Raw genomic sequence first — 23,186 nt, 5'->3', positions numbered from 1 at the left:
TTGCCTTCATAAACTGACATCTAAATTGCATTCTACTAGATAGGAATAAAATCTATTATATTAGATTTCGTCTGCAATTAGCTAAACTTAGTATTCTTGTCTGCCTTGAGTCAAAACAGTTATGACCGAAAATAGTTCCCACCAAAATTTATTCTTAATTTATAAAATCATTCTTTGGGAGTATCTGACCCACTCTATAATCAATATATATCAACCAGTTATTGTTATTGTTATTGTTTTAAATGACTTTTCATATTGTTCTAGATAGTTTAAAATACATCTAAACACATCTGCACTTGGAAAAAACATGAATCATCTTTACGAATTAGGGAAGAGAATCGAACGATTGCTTTATACAAGTGTTATAGTTATTGTCGCTAGCCTATTAATATACTCTCTTTCCAATTCAATTATAATATCGGCCGCAACCAATAAATATCAAATATATCAAGAGGTAAGAGCTTCGCTCTTCAAAGAAAAAGAGAATATAGAGCGAACCAAATCAATCCTCTCGGCATATGAAAAATATAAAAATAGTGAAATTGAAAGGAAGAATGAATATGAAAAATCAAAATCCTTGATTAATAACAAGGCTGAAGAAGAAAAGAACAATAGAATAAGGAAAAAATTAGGTCTATCAGTTAATCCTCCTATTGTTGATAAGGTATATACACCATCACATTATTATACTTATGATATGGATCTTGAAGAAATAAACGACATCACCCACAGATCTAGCATAAATAAATACGCTAGCCTTGATGCGGCGCATGGTGCCGATACCACAATAATACGCTCTCTGATAGAAGATGTTATAACAAAGAACTTAGAAGTTTACAAAGAATTGAATTCAATCATTGATACAAAGGATAGTGTAGAAAATATAATAAACATTTTGGATAAAAATATTGATATTTTTAAAAATGACAAATTAAAAATATTTGATATAGAAACTCCATTAAATGTGCCATTTTCAATTGGTGACATGAAGTCAAGTATATCGCTATATAATATAGAACAATGGTCTATGATTGTCATGCCAATTTTTCTTGTTATCTGGTTTGGCTCTATAGTGATAACTCGTAGAATCGAAACATATTTAATACTTGAAGAAAAGATAATAATGAATGCTTATCCTCACGTTTTGAATATATTCAGTATATTAGACAAAAAAAACCAGTCAAAAAAAACAAGAACATTAATAGAGAGATCACTTTTGGGTGATGATAAATCAATAAATGAAATTAAATCATATGGTTATACAGCATTTTTTATGAGGACATCTATTTTAGTAGGTATATTTATACTAATGGCAGCACCTGCTTATTATGGATTTTATAATGTCATATTAAATGATTTACATGGAAGTAATTTATTACGTTTAATATGTATAACTATCGGGGCGTGTATAAATATTATACAGTTATTTTTTATCATTGAAGTCGAATCCAGATTTCTAAATAAAACATTTATATTAGGCGGTGCTAAAAATGAAATCATTTAATTTATTTTTATTTTTCCTAATTATGACTAGCTTTTCAGTCAGTTCGAAGAATGTCACTGTTTATGGTGGACTTTATGATTGCAAATTATGGACAGAACTGACACAAAAAGAAAATGAAGAAAAGGATCAAATTATTAAAAACATGATTAATGGGCGTAAATCTTTTTGGCTAGCTGGTTATATGACGGCATTTAATCAAATAACAGGAGAAGATAATTTCCCAATGATGTCAATATCAATATCAAAAGAATTCATAGATGATTATTGCATGAAAAACATATCAAAAGATGTTATTGATGGTTTACTAGAAATGAGTAAAAAGATAAAAAAGTAATTTATAAAAACACTTAAATTAGAAGATAACACTATATCGAAAATTCTCCATCTTGATACTTTCTCGGTGGAGATGATAAAAACATTAACGAATAAAAATAAAAAATCACCGGTTATAATATCTTTTTCCTTTTATATCATTCTCCTAAAAATAATTATTAGAAAAATCACCTGCCCGGCGACAAACCCAATTAGAAGCGATTATCGGAAGACTGATTATAACTCTCATCATACCTGATGGAATACTGAACCCGACTTGCAAACCGAAGCTAAAGAGAGAACGTTGCGAATAGGTTTTCTAGCGCACTGATGCATGGCAGCCAGTACAGACATAAATCCCCTTCTGACTTTTAGACAGAAAGGGAATCGGATTGTTTTGTTTTTACAATAGCTTCTTAGTTAGCTTTCCAACCATCATTGGTCTTAACCAGAACAATTTTCGTTTCAACAGGTTCATCCATACCCTTCACACCAGAAAAAGCACTTTTATCAACCCAGCCCGGAACATCTGCCAGTTTCCATGTAAAAGTAACTTGCGTCATTTTAACGCCATTACCTTCACTTGGCTCAGTCCATCTTTTGATCTCAGCAACAGCACGATGCCCAACACAGGCACCCTTCTCACGGTTCCAAAAATCAACCTCTTGGCCTTTATCAGTGACCTCTAAAACAGTCACGCTGCCAAAGCCATTAGGTTGCTGTGAAACAGTCAGTAATCCCTGTTCAGCCAGACCATTTAAGATCTCATCACTGGCATTGTATCCAGAAGAACGATACCCGTTGTTAACCTTCACCGGGAAACCTTTATTAAAAGCAAAGTCATTGTCCTTCAGTGAGTAACAAAGTTCTGATGTTGAGAGCCTTGCATTGATCGCTTTTTCAAAATCGCCCTTTTCACCGCAACCGGATAATAGAGCCGCGAGACCAACAACGAATAAAAAATTACGCATAGATTTAATCCTTTATTAATGACTGATAGTGCCGTCTTTGAGGACAACCAGACGAACCGGCATATCGGCATTGTTTACCGTTGCGAAACCACGAACTTCGAAATTATTAATAGTCCCGGTAATGCTAACCTTCTGATCCTTCTTGTAAGTCAGAACAGCATCATCAAGGCCGGAGTAATAATTGATCCAGACCATACCGCCGCAGTAGTTGGTATCAGAGGTTTTAAACAGAAGGTAGTAGTTCGCATGAGCTGCTTTTTCCATACCTGTCATCATATCGCTGGCACTCCTGCCTTTAGTGACTTCAAGAACAGTGGCATTAGCAATTGAGATCCGTTTACCCGTCCAGTTCTTTTCTGCTGCCATTGCATTTTCTTCATAGTCCTTACAGACAGGACCAAGGCCAGCAACTGAGGATGCCGGGCCGGTATCTTGTTTTGCTGTGGAAAGACCTAATGCGTTATCTACTGTTCCGTTCAATGAGGATAACGAGGTATTAATCGCCCCATTGACCTTATTCACGCCTTCATTAAGTTGCTGGCACCCTGATAAAGCTATAACCGTCAGTGCCAGCGATAGCGCAATGCTTTTACTCATACACACCCTCGAAAGAAGTCAGTTTGAGAGGATAAAGGCCGTTCCGGCACCAATAAGATGGCTCTATACGAGGCATCGATTGATACGAAGGAACAAACCAACTTTTTAACCAATTGATAGGATTAAATTATTTTTGTTTTTCGTCATATCGTTTGTAACGATCAAAATCAAACTTATGATAGCCATTACCTATCATAAGTATATTATCGATCGTTTATATCAATTAAAAACCCGATCAATAAGAGCCAATTAATCGTTAAAAACTATCAATGTTAGTTTATAGATCGTTTTAATCGATCATTTCTTGCTATATTGAGAGTGGATGAGTAGAGTGAGATGAAGCTCAGAGAGCGATTTAATGGCTTTTTAAGTAAAAAAGATGAAAAAGTCATCTGATAATATGTAGTTATTCATACAATATCAGGGAAAGTTTTAACAACTTAAAGATCATGATTTATATAATGACTTAATAACAAGAAAGGCCAGCATTAGACTGGCCTTATTAAGACAAGAGATGTTTCAATTATTTCCTCCTCAAATCTGAGTTTTATCTAAGCATTTAATATGTTTCATCAAAATAAAATATTACCAAAGCACTGCAAACCAAGTACATTGAGTGATTTATATTTATTGGTATTTTTATCTTTAAATTTAACACCCAGTTTTAGAAAAAACTTTCCTGATATCATTGCTCTCTTCGTTTTAGCAAAAACTTATTGAGATCTTTTTTGAAAACATCTTTATCTTATGAGCTAAAGCTCATGGTGCTGTCGCACGGCTACGCCCCAACGATGATATCAAAATTTTTTTCTTCACTCGGTGAAGTAGTTTGCATCTATTTCAATGCTAAATATGAAGGTAAATGAAACAACAGTGAAGAAATAGTATCATTATCAATAAAAGATTACTCTTAATCCCATATATCGGAAAAATATAAATTGATAGCAGCGCTTTGTGATTGTCATTAACAATCACTCTGCTGTGAGGAGCTTGCCTCCGATAATGATGGATTTATCCATAAAAAATCGCGGCGTAGCCGCTAATACAATGACACGGAAAAACAAATTAACAGAACGTCATTGGGTGCCATTTTATTCGGCACTCGATAAATAAAAAGAAAAGCCCGTCATCTGTTATAAAAATCTAGGGCGAATGCCCAATCCTCTTAGTTCTTATATTTCTTATACTTCTTAAGGGAAAATAACTCATTTAGTAACAATGAGTTAGAAGTCTATTTTCTTCGTTATTGTAGATCTTTCTTCACGATTGTAGATTTTTCTTCGTGATTGATGGTGATTACTTCATTATTGATGGTATTTACTTCATTACTCCTATAAAAAATGAAGATAAAACTTCAAACTATATTTGACATTTCTATTAAAAATATTATATAGATTAAACATAATAATAAAAAGGAGTATTTATGGCTGGAAAAACATTTAACCAAAACCCATTTATTTTCGAAGATGATATTGAAATAGAAACCAGAGGCCGAAAAAGAACTGTGGCGCGTGGAGAGAAATTTCAAACACCCGAAGGTGATAAATATGAAAAAGTCATCCACTCGATACAAGAAGTGGATAAAGCCAAGTTCGTAAAAATATTCATATCACGAGTCCGGGTTTTATTTGATCTAACCCTTACCGGCAACAAGCTTTTTTATATTTTTATGTTCGTGATGTCTGACGTCATTGGTAAAGATGAAGTCTATATGAACTTTGAAAAAGCAAAAGACATTGCAGCTCAATGTGACTTTAATTTATCTAACCCTGTTTACTATAGGGGCATCAAAGAACTTATTGATAAAAAGATCATCGCACAAAGTAAATCAAAATATATATATTACATTAATCCTGCGGTTCTTTTTAATGGTGATAGAGCCAAGTTTATTGAAGAGATTAGAGTCAAGGAAGAAAAAAAGCTAAAGTAATATGTATTAGCTCAGACCTGATCTGACAGTTTTCTCTGGCAGAACGCAAACAAATCTGACAGTCTGCTTTGAGCGAGGAGCGGACATTCCCCCTGAATAACCTGTCACCTAAAGAGAAGCATCCAAGATAACAGCCCTCTCAAGCAGAGTGCTGTTATCTGATATAGGTTCTTTTAATCTCACTCCGAAGGAAGGGCTCCAAATTCGAGTAATCTTTGCCCTGTGTGTGTCTTTAGCAACTCGCTCAATTCGCATCCAATGCGAAGACGTTCTTCTACAAACTGCGGTGATACAAAGTGCTTTCCATATCTTTGTTTTAAATGTTCTGCGAGCATCAACGATATGTCATGTCCTCTCGATAGAGACCATTTTGCGAGTTGTTTTCGACTGATGCTGTCAGCTTCCGCAATCAATTCCTCTATATCCAAAGAGTCTGACCAATTTTTTATGCTTTCTCTTATTTTTTCATCATCTATAACTAGAGATAATGGATCGAAAAAATCAATGATATTCAATCCATTAAGTACTGTTTTTTCTTCGTTTCCACCTGTCATTTTATAATCGGCAGCTCTATATTTTCCAATGATGCTGGATGCGATCTGAACCTTATCTCTTAAATCATCTATTTCATTTTGAGAAAGCTCAATGCGAAGATTTGATAATAACTTTTTCAGTCCCTTACTGTTAAAGATAAAAACATCTAAATCATTATATACATGGTTGGCATCATTGGTTATAAAAAAATACTTAACTCCGGATACGGTCCCAATTTCTGCTGTTAAATCATAGTCAATATCAGCTAGAGCAAATGATGAGTCAATATACTTGTTAGAAGTCCTATCATTCTTAAAATATCTAGCAACACCCTCAACAACTTCCTTACCTACAAACCCATCAAATCTAAAACCGTCATTGATCCATGGTTGTAAAAAACTTTTATCATTAATCCCTTCTACGAAGATGGTTTTTTTGCCTTTGCTTCTAAATGATTGTATGGCGGCACCAACCAAAACTGATGGATTTTCTTGATATTTTTTCAAAGAACTACCGCGAGATCTACTCATAACTCACTGCCCTGTGAATGTTGTTCAGCCAGTTCAATCACATTATCCCATCTGCCACCAATAAGAATATGAGAATGAGTTGCCATTATTACGGTAAAATCCTTTATTCCTCTTATTTCATTGATTATATCAATGAAATCTTCTTGCCATTCTGGATGAAATGATATTTCTGGCTCATCAATAAGAACAACATCACCTTTAGTTGCACCAAAAACGAGCTTCCCTAGCATAACAATAAGGTGCTGTTCTCCTGATGAAAGACTTGTCAGTTCAAGATGAATATCCCCTCTACGTAAAGGAGAAATAACAAAGCCATTTTCAAAATTAATTTCTAGCTGCTTAAACGAAAGTAACTTATTTACTGAGTTTTTAAATAAGTTCAATTTCATCGCAAGATTGTCAAGAACTTTATACTTCGATTTAATATCGTCCAAGTACACCTTCAAAACAGTAAGTCCAGCCCCTTCATTTTGATATGAAAAGAATTGATTCAACTGCTCAGTAGTTCTTTCTTTTTCATTGGATAAAATACCTAGGGTTGAAAACCTTTCTTCATATTTTTGTATGTCTTTTATAGACTTCATGACATCCTCAACCCTAGCGGTTGCCTCACCACCTTGAAGGCTTTGTATCAAACGCTGTGGGAAAGTTGACTCTCGTCTTCTTCCTAATTCAAACTGGCTCTTAATACCTTGCTGAATTTGTGATTTGACATCACCGGCAAGGATATTAATCATCGATTTTCTTGAGAAATTATTACGCCTTCTTGGACTTGAGTTAGGGAATCGAGGATCTATATTTGAGTATTCGCTTACTTTTATTCTATCAGTTGTAATATAATAACTTTTTATTTTTCTTGCTATTTCATCAACCCACTCTATGTTTGGAATGTTCCTTCGAGCTAAAGTTGAAGCGCCACAGACTCGAAGTATTGACTCCTTATTATATGATTCACCTGTAAGATCATTTTCCCAACGGTCATATGCGACTCTATTTATATACGGAAAGTCATGTTCAAACTTTGACCATAAATCATTAATGCTACCACCTTCAGAATCTATATCAATAATAACCGTTTTATTTTTTTTATCAATTAAATCAGTTATTGATATAATGTTGTTCATTTTCTTTATCTGTACGAGGTAAGTAGATCCATAGTTATTAGCTTTTTGGTCACCTTCAAAAAAAATAGAACGGTGCTGAACTTCACTTGGGGAGTTATCTTCGCAATAATATTCATCATCTGAATTTAATGTAGGTCTGATGTTCTTTCTATCAATACTCTCTATAAAGAAGGTTATCTCACTAAAAACCTCAGAGAAAAAAGAGAAAAAGTTGGCGGTCGAAAAACTATAAATTAATCTTAATACTGTTGATTTACCATACCCATTGGGAGATGTTATTATGTTAATATCATGATTAAAAGAAAGTGAGTAATTGAATTCTTCAAAGAGACCATCTATTTTAATTCCTTTAATTTCAAGTTTCTCTTCTTTCACTTTTTCCTCCTGTAAACATAGAATCGCTAATACTGTGAATGTATCCAGTTTGGCGCCACACGTTTGAGCCTTTTGGTGCTCAGTGGCCTGCTCCCCAGAGATTAGCACATAAGGGTGAACAACATCTGCTTCTATCACTAAATCGTAGTCAGGCCAAATAACTATCTTGGTAAACCCTGTAACTAGGAGAATAAAAACAGGTAACAGGTAACAGGTAACAGGTAACAGGTAACAGGTAACAGGTGATTTTATCCTGCTTTTTACGAGTAAGATAGAACATAATAGCAGCCATATATAGCATGTGTAACTGCAAAATTCAGAGGCACAAACATGAATTTTCTTTATCTAAAAGTATTTTGTGACTCCCGAATTCTATAGAAGGTCCAGTTTTATGCCTCGACTGCCACAAGTCAACCTACAGACAACCTACAGACAACCTTGATATGATATTGGTTGAGTCTTGCTTGAACGTCTGCTTCTGGCACAAAGCTGCCTATCAGATTAGGTTAAGCTCTGTATCGTGACAATGGCAGATCAAGTCTGAGCCAATACAAGTAATATATGATACAACACTAAGAGAAACCGTAGATTATCTATCCCAGCCTCGTTAGAGGCCAGATATCAATCATAATGGTTAGACTAACCCTTCACTTATTTTTTCTTTCAGGATAACACCGAGCTTCTCTATGACTTGGTCTAAATCTACCTCATCAAGGTTTTCATTATATCCATAGGTCTCAACCATATTTTCAAAGTTATTGAATATATACATAACGATATTGTTTATCAGAAGTTTCAATAAAACATCGTTGCTTAATGAATCAGTTCTATTACCATTGTAATAGCTGCTGATTTCATCAATACTTTCCTGACATGTTATTAAGGATACTGCATAGAAGAAAAATGAATTTTTATTTTTAAAATATTTAACAGTTAATCTATTTTTCATTTAACACCTCATTATATTTAGTTCAAATTGATGGCGTAGTTCTATCAGCCCCTTTCGGGGCTAAATAAGCATTACTGGTATTTTTATTAACTTACGATATGCGTTAATATAGAATGAATATTCCTATTAAAAATCAGCACTCGTTTATTTCTAATGCCTCGGTGTGAGTTTCAAACAGCGCTCTTTTCACTGCTTTGAAATCAACATCTGCTAGTTTTTCATCTGCGCCATAACGTTTGACATAGTGATTAAAGTTTTTCTCTATGAGACTTATTATTTCTGAAAAGAATGCATCCATAAATGGAATATTCATTGCTCGGTCACAAAATACACTATAACTTTCTTCTGTATCACTGACCGCCTCTACATAAATCTTCATTGATAACACATAAAAAAACTCTGTTGCTGTATTTTCAAAAGTTTTAATCTTCATATTTATCACCTTATTTTAGTTAAAAGAATTCCATACAGTTTTCATCTATATTTTTATAACAATATTTTTATTTTACGATATTGAAATATCAGGCCGATTTATTTCGGGATAACTCAATCATCTGATCAATCCATTCATCTATTTCACTCTCGACAAATGCTATTGCACGCTCACCAAGCTTTATAGGTTCAGGGAAACGATCTTGACTAATAAGTTTATAGATCCAAGCTTTGCAAAGACCCGTTCTTTTCAGCACTTCAGGTAAACGGATAAATCTTTTTCTTTCTGTCATACATTTCTCCATTGTTGTTTTGATGGAGGTAGTATCTTCAGATCGCTTATGACGATCAACTCTCAAAAAGCACGAATTGATCAAGATGTGAGGGATTTTTAGGCAGATTAGAGATGGGAGTAACGAAAGCCAGTTGCCGTGGGCTTTGAAGCATTTTTGCAAAAAGTGCTATTTTTTTACTCTATTTGAAGTTATTTAATATTTTGTTATTTATCATGCGGTTAATTTCTTTGAGTTTAAATTCTGAACTATCATCTGTTATTCATCTTGCTTCAGGCTAAAAAATGTTTGGGTAGGTGTAAGATTTACCACCGAGCGTTAAATATGCTATTTCTGACCCTAATAGATTTTGATGCTTGTCGTGAGTTCAACTCCTCAGCATTAGCGTTATCGATGATTTTAACGCTGAAAGACGAAACAACTTTGCTCATGTTGTTTCTTTGGTCCCTTCATTGAACCCTCAATTAAATATAAAAACAAAATAATTATAAAAATCAATTTATTATACGCTTAATCACAGGGACCCCAGCCCACTTTTGATAGGACAGTGACCGGACAGTATCATATAAACCAGTGACTTATGATAAATGACCGGACGAAGCACTGACCTAGTTTGGACCAAAAAGGATACGTAAAAAATACGCGGCTCCTTTGAAGATTAAAAAGCCTCTGCTAACCCAGAGGTTTTTTTTCGCCTATAGATCGCCGTCATGGGGTGTCGGGGGTCGGAGGTTCAAATCCTCTCATGCCGACTAAATATCCCAAAGAAAACCAATCCGTTAGGGTTGGTTTTCTTTGGGATTTGGCAATGGTAAATCAATGGTAAGAGAATGGTAAAACTCCGTCTATATTTGGTCGCTATGGCTCAATATGTCTATTCAGTGTTGAGCCCCATTCACTACTTACCACCTTCATCTCACAACCGGTAATTCAGCCCACCTGGTGGTGTAAACTGGTGATAGCATCTCACGTTTCATCTGCCATGCTTTCTGTATGCCTTGTCCGGCAAACCACACCTTTCCTTTGTCTGACCTATTAATATCGTCTAGCGCAGCCATCAGCACTGCACTGTTAATTTCTGGCTGATTATCATCAAATAATCCTAATTGAGCGATGCCCTGGCTGTAGAAATTACCTAGCATTACCCCGCTATTTTGATAACGATAGCATTTCCTATATTGCTGATAATATGGAATCAGGCTGGTTCTGCTGTAAACCGATAACCGGTAGTATCACTACTGAAAAAACTAAATTTTATGCCATTAAAAATGGTTGAGCTTGGTTCATTATCTTTTGTGCTGCTCTTATTCATTGCCATCAGTTTCATCATTATTATTCCTGGCTCACCCGTTTTCATCGTATTTTCTCCCAGCGTGGCGGAGAAAGCCGAAACAACCACAGCGCCAATATCTATACCAGACTTAGCAGTCCCATCGCCGCTTGTTATCAGGGTTATCTCTGATAATTTTTGACTGGGTTTGTCGATCGTTCCCACAATAACCAAATGATCATTAAAGGCATAATTGAACGTATTCTTAACTCCATTTTTTTTTAAATTAATTTTTAGTCTAAGCGAACTATTAGATGTTTCTAAGTTGGCATTCATTCTTTTTTCAAAAATGTCCGGGCTAATACCCAACGTCTTTATGCTTTCATTATTATCAGGATTGCGAGGTTCCTCTATAAGCACTTGAGGCGCGATTGATTTCGTCTTTTCTTCATGCTTATCAATTGTTTTTTCTGGTATAGTCGTTGTGACGGATGAGCGAGAGTTGGCTGATGTCAATATTGTCTCTTCCGGTATCGGGATTACCACAATAATCAAAAAAGTAAAAGCAACAACTGCACCAACAATAACCCCACTTGTTTTACTCATCAAGTCTCGATGCCCTTTATGAATGAAATATTTAGCTAAAAATTTAGCAACAATCACCCAGATTACTAGTGTTGCTATTAGTATCAATAGTTCTTTCATTTAGATTCCATTCGCTATTATTTGGCTTTAATCTGTTTACCACTCTGAATATTTAAGGTGGGTTTAATATTGAATTAACTCAGAATTAAAGTCTGTTTTGCTGTGATATACCATTCCATAACAGCAGAGATCTACCATAGATCTCCGTCCCAGTCATTGAATTATCGTTATTTGAGCTTGTGCTGATATTGCCTGTCCGGTTCCTGCAGACAAACGACTTGCTGTCATTGAAAGCTTTGCCGGTGTGTCGTGGAACATCCCGCAGCCATAAGTTGTATGATCCGGTATAGTCTAAGTCCCGCCAGAATGTTAGCTTTCTACAGAAAGTACCGATACTTCGATCCACTAGATAAATATTTCAAATGAAAAGCCACCGGCTTATAAGGCCAGTGGCTTAAACTCGTAGGTGGTTAAAATCGCTGATGAGTATCCTTCTTTGGATACTTAATCGAATACGCCATTTATTACTGATGCAACAATCGCTGTACTTAATGTAATAAGTACTAAGTCATTGCCAACTATACGCCACTCATATCCTGGGTAAGCAGGTAGCTGCCCCAGTAAAGATGCAGGAACTGCTTTCTTAGCGATGCCTGGTGGAAGCGGCTTACCCCGTGCCAGATTTTTAGCGATACCGGGAGGTAATGACTGATAACCAGTCAATCCGTAATTAACAGCTAATGGGCGCACACGGTCATAGGTTAGATTTACTGAAACTAAATTATCACTACCATTTTTGGCTTTACTCCCCTTATTAGCGGGTCCATTGCCCCCACTATTACCGTGGTTTCCGCCACTGTTTCCGTGTCCACCGCCATTCCCATTACCGGGATTAGCTATGGAAGGGGCTGAAGATAACGATAGAGAAGCAATCAGCGCTAATGCGATCACAGACAAACGGTGCTTAAACATTTTCTATTACCTTTGCTAGTCGCTATATATAAATTAAATCTAGCTAATCCTATCTATATAAGCCATATAGAATGGTCTTATTTCATACAATGAAGCGGTAGCTGTTAAATACTAAACCTAAGAACACCACCATTAGCAATGGTAACTAATCAACATCGCGCCATATTTTGATCCCCCACCTTTTGGTGAGACAATTATTCAGGCATGAGGAATATCCTCATAATTTCAATATTGAACTTTATTTGCTATAGGAGTTAACTGAACGTACATATTGAGATAGAGGACCCTGTTATGCTCATTTATGGTGTTTTTGGTCGCCGCTTGGGTGTTAAAAGTGTTGCCAATGAATGGCAGCTATTCCGAGTAGATTGCAATGAGGGGAAATCATCTCGAATATATGACGTCATTATTCCTTCATTTTTGACTGAGGAAGAAATAGCTGGGTGGTTAGCTGATATCTACCATGAAGCCGCGAGTGAAAAACACCCCGATGTAAAAAGGATAAAATGAGTCGCTACAAGGGATGTTGGACAGAAATAATTGCCGCCGCGGAACAAATACCACCAGCCAAGCTAGCCTTAACTTTTGCGGTCATTTATACCTCGGCCTCGATTTTTTTAATGCTTTACCAATTACCTCAACAGTCGCTGGGCGTTTATCCCCGCATCACTTTCCTACATGAGGATACGTTTAGGAATGCGACACGGATCTTAACTCAATTTTCATCAAAAAATACAATATATTCAAACGCCCAAAAACATAATAACGAACTCTCTTTATTAGTTAAAAAGCCTCAAAAGCGAGGCCTGAAAAGTAATTGCTAATACTGTTAGTTTATTAAAATTTAATGAATCAAATATAGATATCTATATTGCCATCTTGTGCTTTTATCTGGCCTACGTTCTCAATAGCACTACTTTTCCCATCATGCTTTTGCTGCGCTTGTTGTGTCTGACGACGTAACAACTCAGCCAGTTGTTGCTGTAACATCGTTAATTGAGCTTGAATACTTTTTCGCTGATCTTCTGACATATCAATGCCATCTTTGAGTTTTTGCGTAACCTCAGCGATTTTTGCTATTACATTCTTTATCTGAGATGCCAAATCATTTCCTGCACTTGCAGTATTCTTGCTGCCATTTCCCGTCGTTGCTGCTATTGGTAAGCTCGCATTTATACCCATCGGACATATCCTTATCACTCGCTAAGTCAGTATAATGATTATCGGCAAAGGGCGACTTTATGTTAATAATTTCAGCAATCCAAATATGACCCCAATCTATAGCCACGCTGCTCAATGGCTTGCTTTAATGCCGGCGACGTCAGCACGTCCAACTCGGTCAAGCGTGGATAACAATAGCCGCTGGTCATGAGGATGTTATCAACAAACGCCGGATGGCACATAATCTCAAGTGAGTTAATTGCTTTTTGACTGGCATTTTCCAACAACTGCAAAAATGTCTGCTCAGATAAAGCCTCACCATAAAAACCGGCATCGAACCACTCACTGCTTCGCGGGTTATTAAGCACAATCTCATGCCGCTGTACTTCATTGCGATCAATACGCAGTGGAAGAGATTTCTCGTGGGCAAAAGCAACAACCAGCGGATAAATTTGCGGCAACATATGTATATGATGATGGCTGTCGATGTGAGTGGGTGCACGGCCGAAGACAGCAACAAACTTATCAAACTGAGCCGCCAACTCCCGAGCTATCTCGCCAGGATTCAGCTCACCCGCTTCGGCGCGTTGCCACAACCATTTGCCCAGAGCACCGCTGGCATCAACTAATGATGGCATTGACGTTAACGGCCGCCCGTAAGTGAGAACAAAATGCATCCCCACAGCCAACGTTGGATTTTGCTTACTCAGTTCCGCTGCATGATAGATATCCGCACAATTCATCATCGCTGTAGTCGATGAGACAACACCATGCCGGAATGCTTCAATGATTCCGTAATTTTGACCTTTGCATAGACCAAAATCATCAGCATTAACAATAAGTAACTTTTCCATTGAGGGTACCTTGTCAGGCCATTCCAGTAGCAGCTATCTGGCCGGAAGCTAATCGGATAACCCCTCTCTGACGCAGTTGAATTTTTTGCGATAGTTCCCCGGCGTAAAAGAGGTGAGTTTTTTGAAGTTTTTAATAAATAACGTGGTATCGCTGTAACCTGCTTCAAAAGCAATGTCAGAGACCAGATAATTTGTCATTTCAAGTTGAGTTTTAGCAAAGTTAACTCTGATTTCATTGATAATCTGCATCGGCGTTTTTTGGTAATAACGCCGGGTAGCGCGGGTCAAATACTCTTGGGTTTTGCCAGACAGTTCGATCATATTCACCAGCGCTTTTTCACCAAACATCGACTTATCATGCATTTTGTCGATACTGGTCTTCAGCCACAGTGGAATATCGTCGTTAGTGTCACTTTCTTTATGATGGCTGATGCGGTTAGTGACATAAAAAGTCAGCAGTTCTACCAGTTCAGTAAGCTCATCGTCCCTAAAGTGTGGCGCAGAAATTGCCGATTCAATATAAGAGAGAAAATCACCCTTTAGGCGATAAGCCTGAGAGGCCACAATAGGCCGCGATAATAGATGAGAATAGTGCTCTTCAAAGAAGGTTTTACTTATTCCCACATTCAGAATACGGGTAGCACCAAACTCATAGAAACTTTTATGATGGGACCCCATCGGAATAAAAACAAAATCGCCGCGCTCTAAAAAGACTCGCTTACCGTTTATTTCCTGATAACACATACCGGTTAATATCAACGTATATTCATAATAATCATGCTGATGTAAGCCGGTGGCACTTTCCGTTTTGTTATAAATAAACAGATGGAATTCTTTTCCGTTAAAAAAATCTTTTTGACGTACTAATCTGACTTCCATCTTATTTACCTTCACCCTCGTTCAAAATAGCCAATGTGTTAGACAAAGTTCACTGTAACTTTCGATGCAATTCGATCAACTCATCAATTAACTCTCTGGCTAACATTGCCGTCATCAAATGATCCTGAGCATGTACCAGCACCAATGTTACTTTGGTTTTCCCCTCACCTTGATCAGCTTCAATCAACCTGGTCTGAACTAAATGTGCTTCATTCAGCGCCAGACGAGATTGCACCATCAGCTCATCCGCTTGGGAAAAGTCACCCGCCTTGGCTTGTTTCAGAGCCTTGTAGGCCAAACTTCTGGCTTGCCCGGCGTTGATAATCAGCCCCATAACCACATCTTCCATCTCATCGGTAGGCTGCACCTCACCCACGATTTTATCTAAATCAAACATGCTATTGTTACTCCGTAAATTAAAGCCATTAATTAAAACCATTCTGCCTGGCGACATCAGCAAACCAGTAGCCACTTTGTTTCAATACTCGCGTCTGGTCGGCAATATTCAACCGAACTAAACCATAGCGGTTTTTGTATGCATTGAGCCAAGACCAGCAATCAATAAAGGTCCACAGATGATACCCTTTACAATTACTGCCCTCTTGTAATGCTTGATGTAGCCACTTCAAATGTGCACGGATAAATTCGATGCGATACTGGTCATCAACCCTACCTGATGGCGTGATAAACTGCTCTTCGCCCTCAACACCCATGCCATTCTCAGAGATATAACACGCAATATTGTTATAATTCTCTCTTAGATTTTTCAGGATGTCATACAGCCCTTTTTCGTAGATTTCCCAACCACGATGCGGGTTGATTTTGCGCCCTTGCATCGCATAAAAACTGAACAAATCCTCCGGCGTTTTCACCAGCCCTCGAGGGGTTGGGATATCTTTCGCCTGAACCCGTCTTGGCTGATAATAGTTAACCCCTAACAGATCAACGACGCCCGCCGCAATGCACTGGCAATCACCGTTTTCAATTTGTGGCAATAAGTCGTGCTCTCGCAGCAACGTAATCAGTTCATCAGGGTATATCCCCTTGGTGACGGGATCGAGGAAGCTACGGTTAAGCAATAAATCGGCATGATTAGCTGCAATCAGGTCTGGCGCACTGTCGGAGCGAGGATAGGTCGGGGTGAGGTTCAAAATGATACCAATTTCCCCCCCCTGCTTTAACTCTCGGTAGTTTTGCACCGCGTTGGCATGGGCCAATACGCTGTGATAAGCAACAGTCACCGCACGTTTAAAGTCAACCACACCAGGGTAATGCAGGTCGTTCAGGTAGCCGGCTTCAACAGGCACAATCGGCTCATTAAAAGTAAACCAATGCTTTACCCGATCACCAAACAACATAAAGCAGCTTTTAGCATAGCGGCCATAGGCTTCCACAACCGCACGATTTTCCCAACCGCCTTTCTCTTGCATGCATAACGGCATATCAAAATGATAGAGATTGATGAAAGGGGTAATGCCATTCGCCAGTAGGCTATCGATCACCGCGTTATAAAACGTGACAGCTTTGGGGTTAAGCTCACCGTCACCCTTTGGTATCAGCCGCGACCATGAAATCGATGTCCTGAACGTGTTATGGCCCAGTTGCTTTAATAGCAAAATATCTTGCTGATAGTTATCGTAAAAGGTGGAGGTGTTTTCAGGACCAATCTGACCATGAAAACGTTCCGGTGCAATTTCGTACCAATAATCGAAGATGTTCTTGCTCTTGCCATCCCGCAGTGACGCCCCTTCGGATTGGGCTGCGGAGGTGGCACTGCCCCACCAAAAATCATCGGGAAATTGATATTTCATACCGGCCTCCAGCCTTATACGATAAACAGATTTAACGCTTAGAATTTCAAGCTATCAGCAATCTCTTCTTCACTTTCAACCTGACGATCTATCTCGCTCTGCGCCTTATTGGCAATTATTACGAATGGCAAATACATCAATGTCGCGATACCTAAGTTGAATAAACTTAATAACATCGCGGCAATGCTGCCGTTGGTATTGAAGAAGGCACCTAAGCCGACCGGCATGGTCCACGGCGCAATATTGGTGATTGGCGGAATAAGGCCGGTGTAATACGCCACTGAAGTGATAATTGCTAATACCGGTTGAACCAAGATGAACGGAATAAAGAACAGCGGGTTCATTATGACCGGCAAACCAAATAGGATAGGTTCATTAATCTGGAAAATACTAGCCGGTGCACCCAATTTTGCTACCTGACGATAGTCTTCACGGCGAGAAGCAATAAAGATGGCAATAACCAGTCCAAGTGTTGCGCCAGTGCCTCCCAAGAAGATATAGGAGTCAACAAACGGCTTAGCCCACATATGGAATTCTTTACCGGCAGCCAGCGCCGCAACAACAGAACCATACTGGGTATAGGTTGCGACGTTCTCCAATGCAAATGGCATCATAATGCCACTTTCCAGTGCAGATAAGGCCATCGCACCGTGTATCCCGAAGAACCACAACAGTGAGGAGCACATGACATACACCCATCCCACAACACTGCCCATTTTCGACAACGGTGCTGAAATGGTGTCCATAATGATCTGGTGGAAGTTGGTGCCATGCAATCCAAGGGCATAAGCAATCACGCCCATGATGGAAAGAATGATAAACCCGGGAATTAATGCAGAGAAAGAACGGGAAACTGATGTCGGCACACTGTCTGGCAGGCGGATAACCCAGTTACGTCGCACGATAAAGGTAAAGAGCTCTGCAACCACCAAACCGATGATGATACCGGAGATAATATTCGCCCCTCCCAACCAATTAGCCCCGACGGCATAGGCCTCGCCAACACTGTATGGCGTCACGGTCATAAAGGCAGCAATTGCCAGCAGGGCCGCAGCCAGAGGATCGACCCTTTTCTCTTCAGCCAACGCCATACTGATAAAAAATGGTGTCATTAACGACATGATACCGAGAGTACCGTTATAAACGTTGCCGCCTATCGCTTTAAAACCATTGAGCATGGTAATGGTATCGGCATCTAATCGTACGCCCATTGAGAAAAAGAACGACCCTTCGCCAAAACTTAAGAAAACGTTGTTGATCAGTACAAACATGGCACCCGTCAGGGTTAACGGCATCAGCCGAATAAACCCATTCTTGATAGCATTAATATGTTGCTGTCTGCCTATTTTAATAGCAAAAGGCAAGATGACCCTTTCCAGAGAATTAATAAATGCGCTCACAGTGCACCCCTTATTGTTTTGCTTTTTTTATTGCGGCTACGGCAGCTTTTAATACCCCCAGACCGTCGACTTTGCCGTATAGGAGCGCGTCGATCACTTCAACGGGTTTATTGGGGAACATTTTTGCAACTTCAGGCAACATGTAAGCGATTTGTGGTCCTAACAAGATGACATCCGCTTGGGCACCATGTTCTGCGGCCAGGGCCTCGGGGTAAGCATTGATAATCACTGGCACCTCATACTTCTCTGCTTGTACTTTCATTTTGGAAACCAGTAGCGAGGTAGACATACCGGCTGAGCAAAATAGATAAATTTTTTTCTTTTCCATACCCAACACCTTTTGATGTTCAAAAGACACACGTTAACTGTATGCCAGTGCAATGGTGAATTCCCTTTATCTGTACTTTATCGTGCCCCTTGCCCAGCCCCATTGTTTCTGGTTGTCGGCAGTATATGGCGTTGATAGTTAAGACAGTAATTCAACTAGTCATATAATCGTCTCTAATTGACTTTTCACATTGATGCTCTTCACATTTCTAAGCAAATGCAATGTGATGTTTATCGCAAAATTATGATTCTTTTTCTAGGCGAATTAAGTTTAATGTATTTATATATCATTAAGTTAATGATTATTCACTCATCAATTATGGATTTCTCGTACTCGCAATAGCCATGAGTGGCTGGCAGCATCATTAATTAGGACACCTTATCGGTTTGCAGAATTGTCTGAACTTAGCCTTTGCCACTTTTTCGTCTGCTCAGCTTGTGAGCTTTTTTTGTGAAACGAAATCAGAATGCACTCCTCAGCATGGCACTGGCTACAGTAATGTAGTCGCTGATTTTACTGGTGTTATTCGCTGACTTGCCCTTAATACTCTAAAGTTAACAGTTGTTGGCATTTTAAAGGAGCAACTGATGACAATATTGGGAAATAGAACACTGGGCTATAGCTTGAGTGGCCTGTTATTTAGCGTATTTGTTTCGATGGCCGCCCTTGCCGCTCCGGCGGTGACCGTAACGGAATTACAGGATGGATTGGATCATCCATGGTCACTGGCATTTCTGCCTGATAATGGGGGAATATTAATCACTGAGCGTTCTGGGCAATTACGTTTATGGCAAGCAGGGAAGCCACTATCAGAACCTTTAAAGGGGGTACCAGAAGTCTATGCCAAGGGGCAAGGTGGTCTGCTAGAAGTGGCATTATCACCGACATTCTCTCAGGATCGCCGTATATACCTAAGTTTTGCTGAAGTGGGAAAAGAGGGTAAAGCGGGCACCGCCGTGGGTTATGGCCATCTTAATCCTCAGGGGACAGCCATTGAAAACTTCAAGGTATTCTTCCGCCAGCAACCCAAATTATCTACCGGCAACCATTTTGGTGGCAAATTAGCCTTTGATAAACAAGGCCATATCTTTATTACTCTGGGCGAAAACAATCAGCGCCCTACGGCTCAAGACTTAAGCCTACATCAAGGTAAAATCGTACGTCTGACACTTGATGGTAAGGTAGTAAAAGATAATCCATTTGCCAATAAGTCTCCGGCAAAGCCAGAGATCTGGTCCTATGGCCATCGCAATCCACAGGGTCTGGCGCTTAACCCATGGACTGAAGTAATGTGGGCTAATGAGCATGGTCCTAAAGGCGGCGATGAAATCAATATCCCGCAGGCCGGGAAAAACTACGGCTGGCCATTAGCCACTCATGGTGTTAACTACTCAGGTTTAGCCATTCCAGAGGCGAAAGGTACCCATGTCGAGGGTACTGAGCAACCGGCATATTACTGGGAGAAATCACCCGGTATCAGCGGCATGGCTTTCTATGACGCAGCCCGCTTCCCCACCTGGCAACATTCACTATTTATCGGGGCATTGGCACAGAAAGAGTTGATTCGCTTGCAGTTGGATGGTGACAAAGTGATCGCAGAGGAGCGTTTACTGGGTGATCGCGGTGAGCGTATCCGCGATGTCCGGGTCGGGCCAGATGGTTATGTCTATCTGCTAACTGATGAGAGTGACGGCAAACTACTGAAGCTAGGGCTGGCGGAGGACTCATCACCCAAAGCAAAATAAGGGTTTTGCCCCTAAAAAAGCCGGGGAACATCTCCGGCTTCTCACGTTATCACCGGTTAGCGGTCCGAAGAGGCCTGCCATAAATTAAGCTGACCCTCGGCCACATGCTGATCAATCTCACGTAACTCTTCAGCGCTGAAACTCAGGTTAGTCAGGGCTACACAGTTTTCCTCCAACTGCTCTGGGCGGCTGGCACCGATCAATACCGAGGTCACACGATTATCTTTCAATAACCAGCTCAATGCCATTTGTGCCAATGATTGCCCACGTTGTTGAGCTAATGCATTCAGTGCCTTGATACTGCGCAGATTGGCGGCTGATAACATATTTTCCTTCAACGAGCCGCCCGCTTCTTTTTTCATTCGAGAATCATCGGGAATGCCATTGAGGTATTTCCCCGTCAACAGCCCTTGAGCCAATGGGGTAAAAGCAATACAACCCACCCCCTGTTGCTCCAGCGTATCTAACAAATGAGTCTGCTCAACCCAACGATTCAAAATATTGTAGGAAGGTTGATGAATAAGCAGCGGAACCTTCCATTGCTGCAATAGCTCGACCATTGTGGCGGTACGCTCAGAAGAATATGAAGAAATCCCCACATAGAGTGCCTTGCCACTTTGTACCGCCTGAGCCAGTGCCGAGGCGGTTTCTTCCATTGGCGTATTTTCATCTACACGGTGCGAATAGAAGATATCAACATAGTCCAGCCCCATACGCTGTAAGCTTTGATCCAGGCTGGCAAGCAGATATTTGCGCGAGCTGCCCGCACCATACGGGCCAGGCCACATGTTATAACCGGCTTTGGTCGAGATTATCAGCTCATCACGGTAAGGCTTAAAATCGTCGTGCAGCAATTTACCAAAATTTTGCTCGGCAGAGCCAGGAGGTGGGCCATAGTTGTTGGCCAAATCAAAATGAGTAATCCCTAGGTCAAAGGCTTTGCGCAATAATGTACGTTGCGATTCTAATGTATTGTTAAAACTGAAGTTATGCCACAGCCCAAGCGATAACGCCGGAAGCTGTAAGCCACTTTTTCCACAAAAACGATATTGCATTTGGTTATATCGGGAAGGGTCTGCTTGGTAGGGCATGATGGCTCCTGTCTCTGCTTATCGGATTTCTGAAACGGCATTTCTATTTTAACGCTATCCTTTGTCCCTGCAAGTGATACCCCCCACGCAATCGGTATAAAGTGCTATCTGTAGCGACCTGCGTTTATAAATTCACAAACCTGCATTTATCGCGTTTTTCGACCCGAATTATCTGTATGTATTCGGAGTGGTAAACCCAGATTAAGTGCAAATGAACCTGCATTTGATGGCGTCAACCTGCATTCCATTCAGACTAACCCACATTAACTGCAACCAGGCCCACTGGCACTGGAAGCGAAGCTGTGATTTGACGACATTTTGGTTTGAGGTACCAATGGTACTAATCGTGCTGTATATGGGGTTGTAAGCGCAAACCGCCGAAAATTCCGCGAGGGTGGATTGCAGTGACCTCTTGCCTTTCTGGATGATTTAGCAATAGGTTTTTGCATCAAATAAGCCGTTGATTTGCCGATGCCCTATAGTAACCAAGCATAAACGAACGTTTGTGCAACGGGGTTATGCCTCAAAAAATCGATTAACAGGCCAGACGGAATTTTCGGCGGTTTGCGCGTGGAACCCCCCTTAGCGACTATTTGCCACAGTGCCCTTTTTATGCTCTCCACTTACTAAGTAAAAATACCTAGTAGGTTAAGTAATCGAACGAATTGTTTCCTTGCTTCGGGCTGGTTATTTTAACTGAATCAATTGCGATGATGTAAATAATCCAGACTGCGATGTTCTACATCATCATTAATTTTCTTTAAAGCAAGGAACGTATGAATATTAAACCTCTTGTGCTGGCTATTTCTTTAGCGACTATTTCTGGCCAGGCTTTTGCTGATAATTATTTGCAAGGTTATTACGGTTCACTGAAGTTACTGCATGTTGAGCAATCTGCAAAAAATATGGACACCAGCAGCCGTCCGGGCGTTGGGAGTTTTGTCCGCGGTAACGAAAGAGAGAGCTTTTTTAATGGTGCTGCGGCCGCGGGCTATCAGTTTGGTAATGGCTGGCGCACTGAAGGTGAATACGTTTTCAAGAAAAAGAGCGAATACACCAGCGGTTCAACCACCTTTGCCAACAGCTTTAATCACCACAAAGTGGATGTACAACGTTTGATGCTCAATGCTTACCGTGACTACGCATTGGGTTATGATTTCTCGATTTATGGTACCCTTGGTTTAGGTATCGCTAAAGTAGAATCTGATGGCTGGCAGGGTAATACCTCGCGTCAATATGGTTCAAATACGCAAACCAACCTAGCTTACTCACTTGGTGCAGGGATCAGTTATGCGCCGATAAAGCGTCTTAACCTCGATCTGGGCTACCGTTACGTTGATATGGGCAACGTTGAAAGTGGCTACAATAACTTCAACAACGTTAGAGGGTTGAAAGACGAGCAAATGAAAGCCCGTCTGGTTTCCAGCGAAGTGGTGCTGGGTGCTCGTTATCTATTCTAATTTCTGCTGATCTTCATTT

General features: G+C 39.8%; 24 protein-coding genes and 1 pseudogene. 7 read left to right on the top strand and 18 right to left on the bottom strand.

Annotated features, from left to right (window positions below):
- Positions 1-307: 307 nt before the first annotated feature.
- Positions 308-1,504, top strand: coding sequence for a hypothetical protein (locus V1953_RS04970; RefSeq protein ID WP_442850717.1), 1,197 nt, complete (start codon positions 308-310; stop codon positions 1,502-1,504).
- A complete protein-coding gene (locus V1953_RS04965) occupies positions 1,491-1,838 on the top strand; it encodes a hypothetical protein (RefSeq protein WP_050535070.1) in 348 nt (115 codons plus the stop codon). The genes V1953_RS04970 and V1953_RS04965 overlap by 14 nt, the downstream gene beginning before the upstream one ends.
- A 394-nt stretch (positions 1,839-2,232) precedes the next feature.
- On the opposite strand, the gene V1953_RS04960 is transcribed toward V1953_RS04965, so the two are convergent.
- Positions 2,233-2,787: a DNA-directed RNA polymerase subunit beta gene (locus tag V1953_RS04960; RefSeq protein WP_442850716.1), complete on the bottom strand. Its 555-nt coding sequence runs from the start codon at positions 2,785-2,787 to the stop codon at positions 2,233-2,235.
- Between the two features lie 15 nt (positions 2,788-2,802).
- Positions 2,803-3,384 (bottom strand): hypothetical protein, encoded by a 582-nt coding sequence (locus V1953_RS04955; RefSeq protein ID WP_234055705.1) that lies wholly within the window; start codon positions 3,382-3,384, stop codon positions 2,803-2,805.
- A gap of 1,423 nt (positions 3,385-4,807) precedes the next feature.
- On the opposite strand from V1953_RS04955, the gene V1953_RS04950 reads away from it, so the two are divergent.
- Positions 4,808-5,314 (top strand): replication/maintenance protein RepL, encoded by a 507-nt coding sequence (locus V1953_RS04950; protein ID WP_042570044.1) that lies wholly within the window; start codon positions 4,808-4,810, stop codon positions 5,312-5,314.
- Between the two features lie 179 nt (positions 5,315-5,493).
- On the opposite strand, the gene V1953_RS04945 is transcribed toward V1953_RS04950, so the two are convergent.
- The 8 genes and pseudogenes from V1953_RS04945 to V1953_RS04910 form a co-directional block, all read right to left on the bottom strand.
- Entirely contained in the window at positions 5,494-6,378 is an 885-nt protein-coding gene (locus V1953_RS04945) for a hypothetical protein (protein WP_442850715.1), read from the bottom strand.
- The gene (locus V1953_RS04940; RefSeq protein WP_442850714.1) at positions 6,375-7,877 is read right to left on the bottom strand and encodes an AAA family ATPase; all 1,503 of its coding nucleotides are present in this window, start codon (positions 7,875-7,877) and stop codon (positions 6,375-6,377) included. Before V1953_RS04940 ends, V1953_RS04945 begins: the two co-directional genes overlap by 4 nt.
- Before the next feature lie 634 nt (positions 7,878-8,511).
- Entirely contained in the window at positions 8,512-8,826 is a 315-nt protein-coding gene (locus V1953_RS04935) for a hypothetical protein (protein WP_442850713.1), read from the bottom strand.
- Between the two features lie 133 nt (positions 8,827-8,959).
- A complete protein-coding gene (locus V1953_RS04930) occupies positions 8,960-9,259 on the bottom strand; it encodes a hypothetical protein (RefSeq protein WP_005172864.1) in 300 nt (99 codons plus the stop codon).
- 88 nt (positions 9,260-9,347) lie between these two features.
- The gene (locus V1953_RS04925; protein WP_038822827.1) at positions 9,348-9,551 is read right to left on the bottom strand and encodes a helix-turn-helix transcriptional regulator; all 204 of its coding nucleotides are present in this window, start codon (positions 9,549-9,551) and stop codon (positions 9,348-9,350) included.
- A 911-nt stretch (positions 9,552-10,462) separates the two neighbouring features.
- A pseudogene (locus V1953_RS04920) lies at positions 10,463-10,717 on the bottom strand (DUF4113 domain-containing protein); the annotation flags it as partial.
- Between the two features lie 29 nt (positions 10,718-10,746).
- A complete protein-coding gene (locus V1953_RS04915) occupies positions 10,747-11,526 on the bottom strand; it encodes a hypothetical protein (RefSeq protein ID WP_442820589.1) in 780 nt (259 codons plus the stop codon).
- A gap of 444 nt (positions 11,527-11,970) precedes the next feature.
- Positions 11,971-12,438, bottom strand: coding sequence for an anti-virulence regulator CigR family protein (locus tag V1953_RS04910; protein WP_083163091.1), 468 nt, complete (start codon positions 12,436-12,438; stop codon positions 11,971-11,973).
- A gap of 291 nt (positions 12,439-12,729) precedes the next feature.
- On the opposite strand from V1953_RS04910, the gene V1953_RS04905 reads away from it, so the two are divergent.
- Positions 12,730-12,948 carry a DUF7661 family protein gene (locus V1953_RS04905; RefSeq protein WP_442850712.1) on the top strand — a complete coding sequence of 73 codons (219 nt, stop codon included), beginning with the start codon at positions 12,730-12,732 and terminating at the stop codon, positions 12,946-12,948.
- Positions 12,945-13,262, top strand: coding sequence for a hypothetical protein (locus V1953_RS04900; protein WP_442850711.1), 318 nt, complete (start codon positions 12,945-12,947; stop codon positions 13,260-13,262). The genes V1953_RS04905 and V1953_RS04900 overlap by 4 nt, the downstream gene beginning before the upstream one ends.
- A 28-nt stretch (positions 13,263-13,290) precedes the next feature.
- Here V1953_RS04900 and V1953_RS04895 read toward each other — a convergent pair whose 3' ends face one another.
- The 7 genes from V1953_RS04895 to V1953_RS04865 all read right to left on the bottom strand — a co-directional run bounded on the left by V1953_RS04895 (position 13,291) and on the right by V1953_RS04865 (position 18,871).
- A complete protein-coding gene (locus V1953_RS04895) occupies positions 13,291-13,620 on the bottom strand; it encodes a FlxA-like family protein (protein WP_442850710.1) in 330 nt (109 codons plus the stop codon).
- A 71-nt stretch (positions 13,621-13,691) separates the two neighbouring features.
- On the bottom strand, positions 13,692-14,453 hold the full coding sequence (gene chbG, locus V1953_RS04890; RefSeq protein WP_372569499.1) for a chitin disaccharide deacetylase: 762 nt from the start codon (positions 14,451-14,453) through the stop codon (positions 13,692-13,694).
- A 48-nt stretch (positions 14,454-14,501) separates the two neighbouring features.
- Positions 14,502-15,332: a transcriptional regulator ChbR gene (gene chbR, locus V1953_RS04885; protein ID WP_083163087.1), complete on the bottom strand. Its 831-nt coding sequence runs from the start codon at positions 15,330-15,332 to the stop codon at positions 14,502-14,504.
- Between the two features lie 49 nt (positions 15,333-15,381).
- Positions 15,382-15,729, bottom strand: coding sequence for a PTS N,N'-diacetylchitobiose transporter subunit IIA (chbA, locus tag V1953_RS04880; RefSeq protein WP_083163086.1), 348 nt, complete (start codon positions 15,727-15,729; stop codon positions 15,382-15,384).
- A gap of 28 nt (positions 15,730-15,757) precedes the next feature.
- On the bottom strand, positions 15,758-17,143 hold the full coding sequence (locus V1953_RS04875) for a glycoside hydrolase family 1 protein (RefSeq protein ID WP_442850709.1): 1,386 nt from the start codon (positions 17,141-17,143) through the stop codon (positions 15,758-15,760).
- A gap of 38 nt (positions 17,144-17,181) precedes the next feature.
- On the bottom strand, positions 17,182-18,543 hold the full coding sequence (chbC, locus tag V1953_RS04870; protein ID WP_442850708.1) for a PTS N,N'-diacetylchitobiose transporter subunit IIC: 1,362 nt from the start codon (positions 18,541-18,543) through the stop codon (positions 17,182-17,184).
- Positions 18,544-18,553: 10 nt separating this feature from the next.
- A complete protein-coding gene (locus V1953_RS04865; protein ID WP_005276021.1) occupies positions 18,554-18,871 on the bottom strand; it encodes a PTS sugar transporter subunit IIB in 318 nt (105 codons plus the stop codon).
- Between the two features lie 587 nt (positions 18,872-19,458).
- Between V1953_RS04865 and V1953_RS04860 the strand changes: the two genes are divergently transcribed.
- Complete coding sequence (locus tag V1953_RS04860) at positions 19,459-20,616, top strand: PQQ-dependent sugar dehydrogenase (RefSeq protein WP_420073648.1); 1,158 nt, start codon at positions 19,459-19,461, stop codon at positions 20,614-20,616.
- Between the two features lie 56 nt (positions 20,617-20,672).
- On the opposite strand, the gene mgrA is transcribed toward V1953_RS04860, so the two are convergent.
- Positions 20,673-21,707 (bottom strand): L-glyceraldehyde 3-phosphate reductase, encoded by a 1,035-nt coding sequence (mgrA, locus tag V1953_RS04855; RefSeq protein ID WP_442850707.1) that lies wholly within the window; start codon positions 21,705-21,707, stop codon positions 20,673-20,675.
- Between the two features lie 776 nt (positions 21,708-22,483).
- On the opposite strand from mgrA, the gene V1953_RS04850 reads away from it, so the two are divergent.
- A complete protein-coding gene (locus V1953_RS04850) occupies positions 22,484-23,167 on the top strand; it encodes an outer membrane protein (RefSeq protein ID WP_372569502.1) in 684 nt (227 codons plus the stop codon).
- Positions 23,168-23,186 lie beyond the last annotated feature (19 nt).

The sequence above is a fragment of the Yersinia sp. 2541 StPb PI genome, assembly GCF_052217145.1.
Classification (GTDB): Bacteria; Pseudomonadota; Gammaproteobacteria; order Enterobacterales; family Enterobacteriaceae; genus Yersinia; species Yersinia enterocolitica_E.
Note: the sequence above shows the minus strand (reverse complement) of the source record. Positions and strands in the feature narration are given on the sequence as shown.

Excerpts from the sequence above, each read along its gene's own strand:
- V1953_RS04970 (WP_442850717.1), top strand. The coding sequence starts at position 308 with ATGAATCATCTTTACGAATTAGGGAAGAGAATCGAACGATTGCTTTAT.
- V1953_RS04965 (WP_050535070.1), top strand. The coding sequence starts at position 1,491 with ATGAAATCATTTAATTTATTTTTATTTTTCCTAATTATGACTAGCTTT.
- V1953_RS04960 (WP_442850716.1), bottom strand. The coding sequence starts at position 2,787 with ATGCGTAATTTTTTATTCGTTGTTGGTCTCGCGGCTCTATTATCCGGT.
- V1953_RS04955 (WP_234055705.1), bottom strand. The coding sequence starts at position 3,384 with ATGAGTAAAAGCATTGCGCTATCGCTGGCACTGACGGTTATAGCTTTA.
- V1953_RS04950 (WP_042570044.1), top strand. The coding sequence starts at position 4,808 with ATGGCTGGAAAAACATTTAACCAAAACCCATTTATTTTCGAAGATGAT.
- V1953_RS04945 (WP_442850715.1), bottom strand. The coding sequence starts at position 6,378 with ATGAGTAGATCTCGCGGTAGTTCTTTGAAAAAATATCAAGAAAATCCA.
- V1953_RS04935 (WP_442850713.1), bottom strand. The coding sequence starts at position 8,826 with ATGAAAAATAGATTAACTGTTAAATATTTTAAAAATAAAAATTCATTT.
- V1953_RS04930 (WP_005172864.1), bottom strand. The coding sequence starts at position 9,259 with ATGAAGATTAAAACTTTTGAAAATACAGCAACAGAGTTTTTTTATGTG.
- V1953_RS04925 (WP_038822827.1), bottom strand. The coding sequence starts at position 9,551 with ATGACAGAAAGAAAAAGATTTATCCGTTTACCTGAAGTGCTGAAAAGA.
- V1953_RS04915 (WP_442820589.1), bottom strand. The coding sequence starts at position 11,526 with ATGAAAGAACTATTGATACTAATAGCAACACTAGTAATCTGGGTGATT.
- V1953_RS04910 (WP_083163091.1), bottom strand. The coding sequence starts at position 12,438 with ATGTTTAAGCACCGTTTGTCTGTGATCGCATTAGCGCTGATTGCTTCT.
- V1953_RS04905 (WP_442850712.1), top strand. The coding sequence starts at position 12,730 with ATGCTCATTTATGGTGTTTTTGGTCGCCGCTTGGGTGTTAAAAGTGTT.
- V1953_RS04900 (WP_442850711.1), top strand. The coding sequence starts at position 12,945 with ATGAGTCGCTACAAGGGATGTTGGACAGAAATAATTGCCGCCGCGGAA.
- V1953_RS04895 (WP_442850710.1), bottom strand. The coding sequence starts at position 13,620 with ATGGGTATAAATGCGAGCTTACCAATAGCAGCAACGACGGGAAATGGC.
- chbG (WP_372569499.1), bottom strand. The coding sequence starts at position 14,453 with ATGGAAAAGTTACTTATTGTTAATGCTGATGATTTTGGTCTATGCAAA.
- chbR (WP_083163087.1), bottom strand. The coding sequence starts at position 15,332 with ATGGAAGTCAGATTAGTACGTCAAAAAGATTTTTTTAACGGAAAAGAA.
- chbA (WP_083163086.1), bottom strand. The coding sequence starts at position 15,729 with ATGTTTGATTTAGATAAAATCGTGGGTGAGGTGCAGCCTACCGATGAG.
- V1953_RS04875 (WP_442850709.1), bottom strand. The coding sequence starts at position 17,143 with ATGAAATATCAATTTCCCGATGATTTTTGGTGGGGCAGTGCCACCTCC.
- V1953_RS04865 (WP_005276021.1), bottom strand. The coding sequence starts at position 18,871 with ATGGAAAAGAAAAAAATTTATCTATTTTGCTCAGCCGGTATGTCTACC.
- V1953_RS04860 (WP_420073648.1), top strand. The coding sequence starts at position 19,459 with ATGACAATATTGGGAAATAGAACACTGGGCTATAGCTTGAGTGGCCTG.
- mgrA (WP_442850707.1), bottom strand. The coding sequence starts at position 21,707 with ATGCCCTACCAAGCAGACCCTTCCCGATATAACCAAATGCAATATCGT.
- V1953_RS04850 (WP_372569502.1), top strand. The coding sequence starts at position 22,484 with ATGAATATTAAACCTCTTGTGCTGGCTATTTCTTTAGCGACTATTTCT.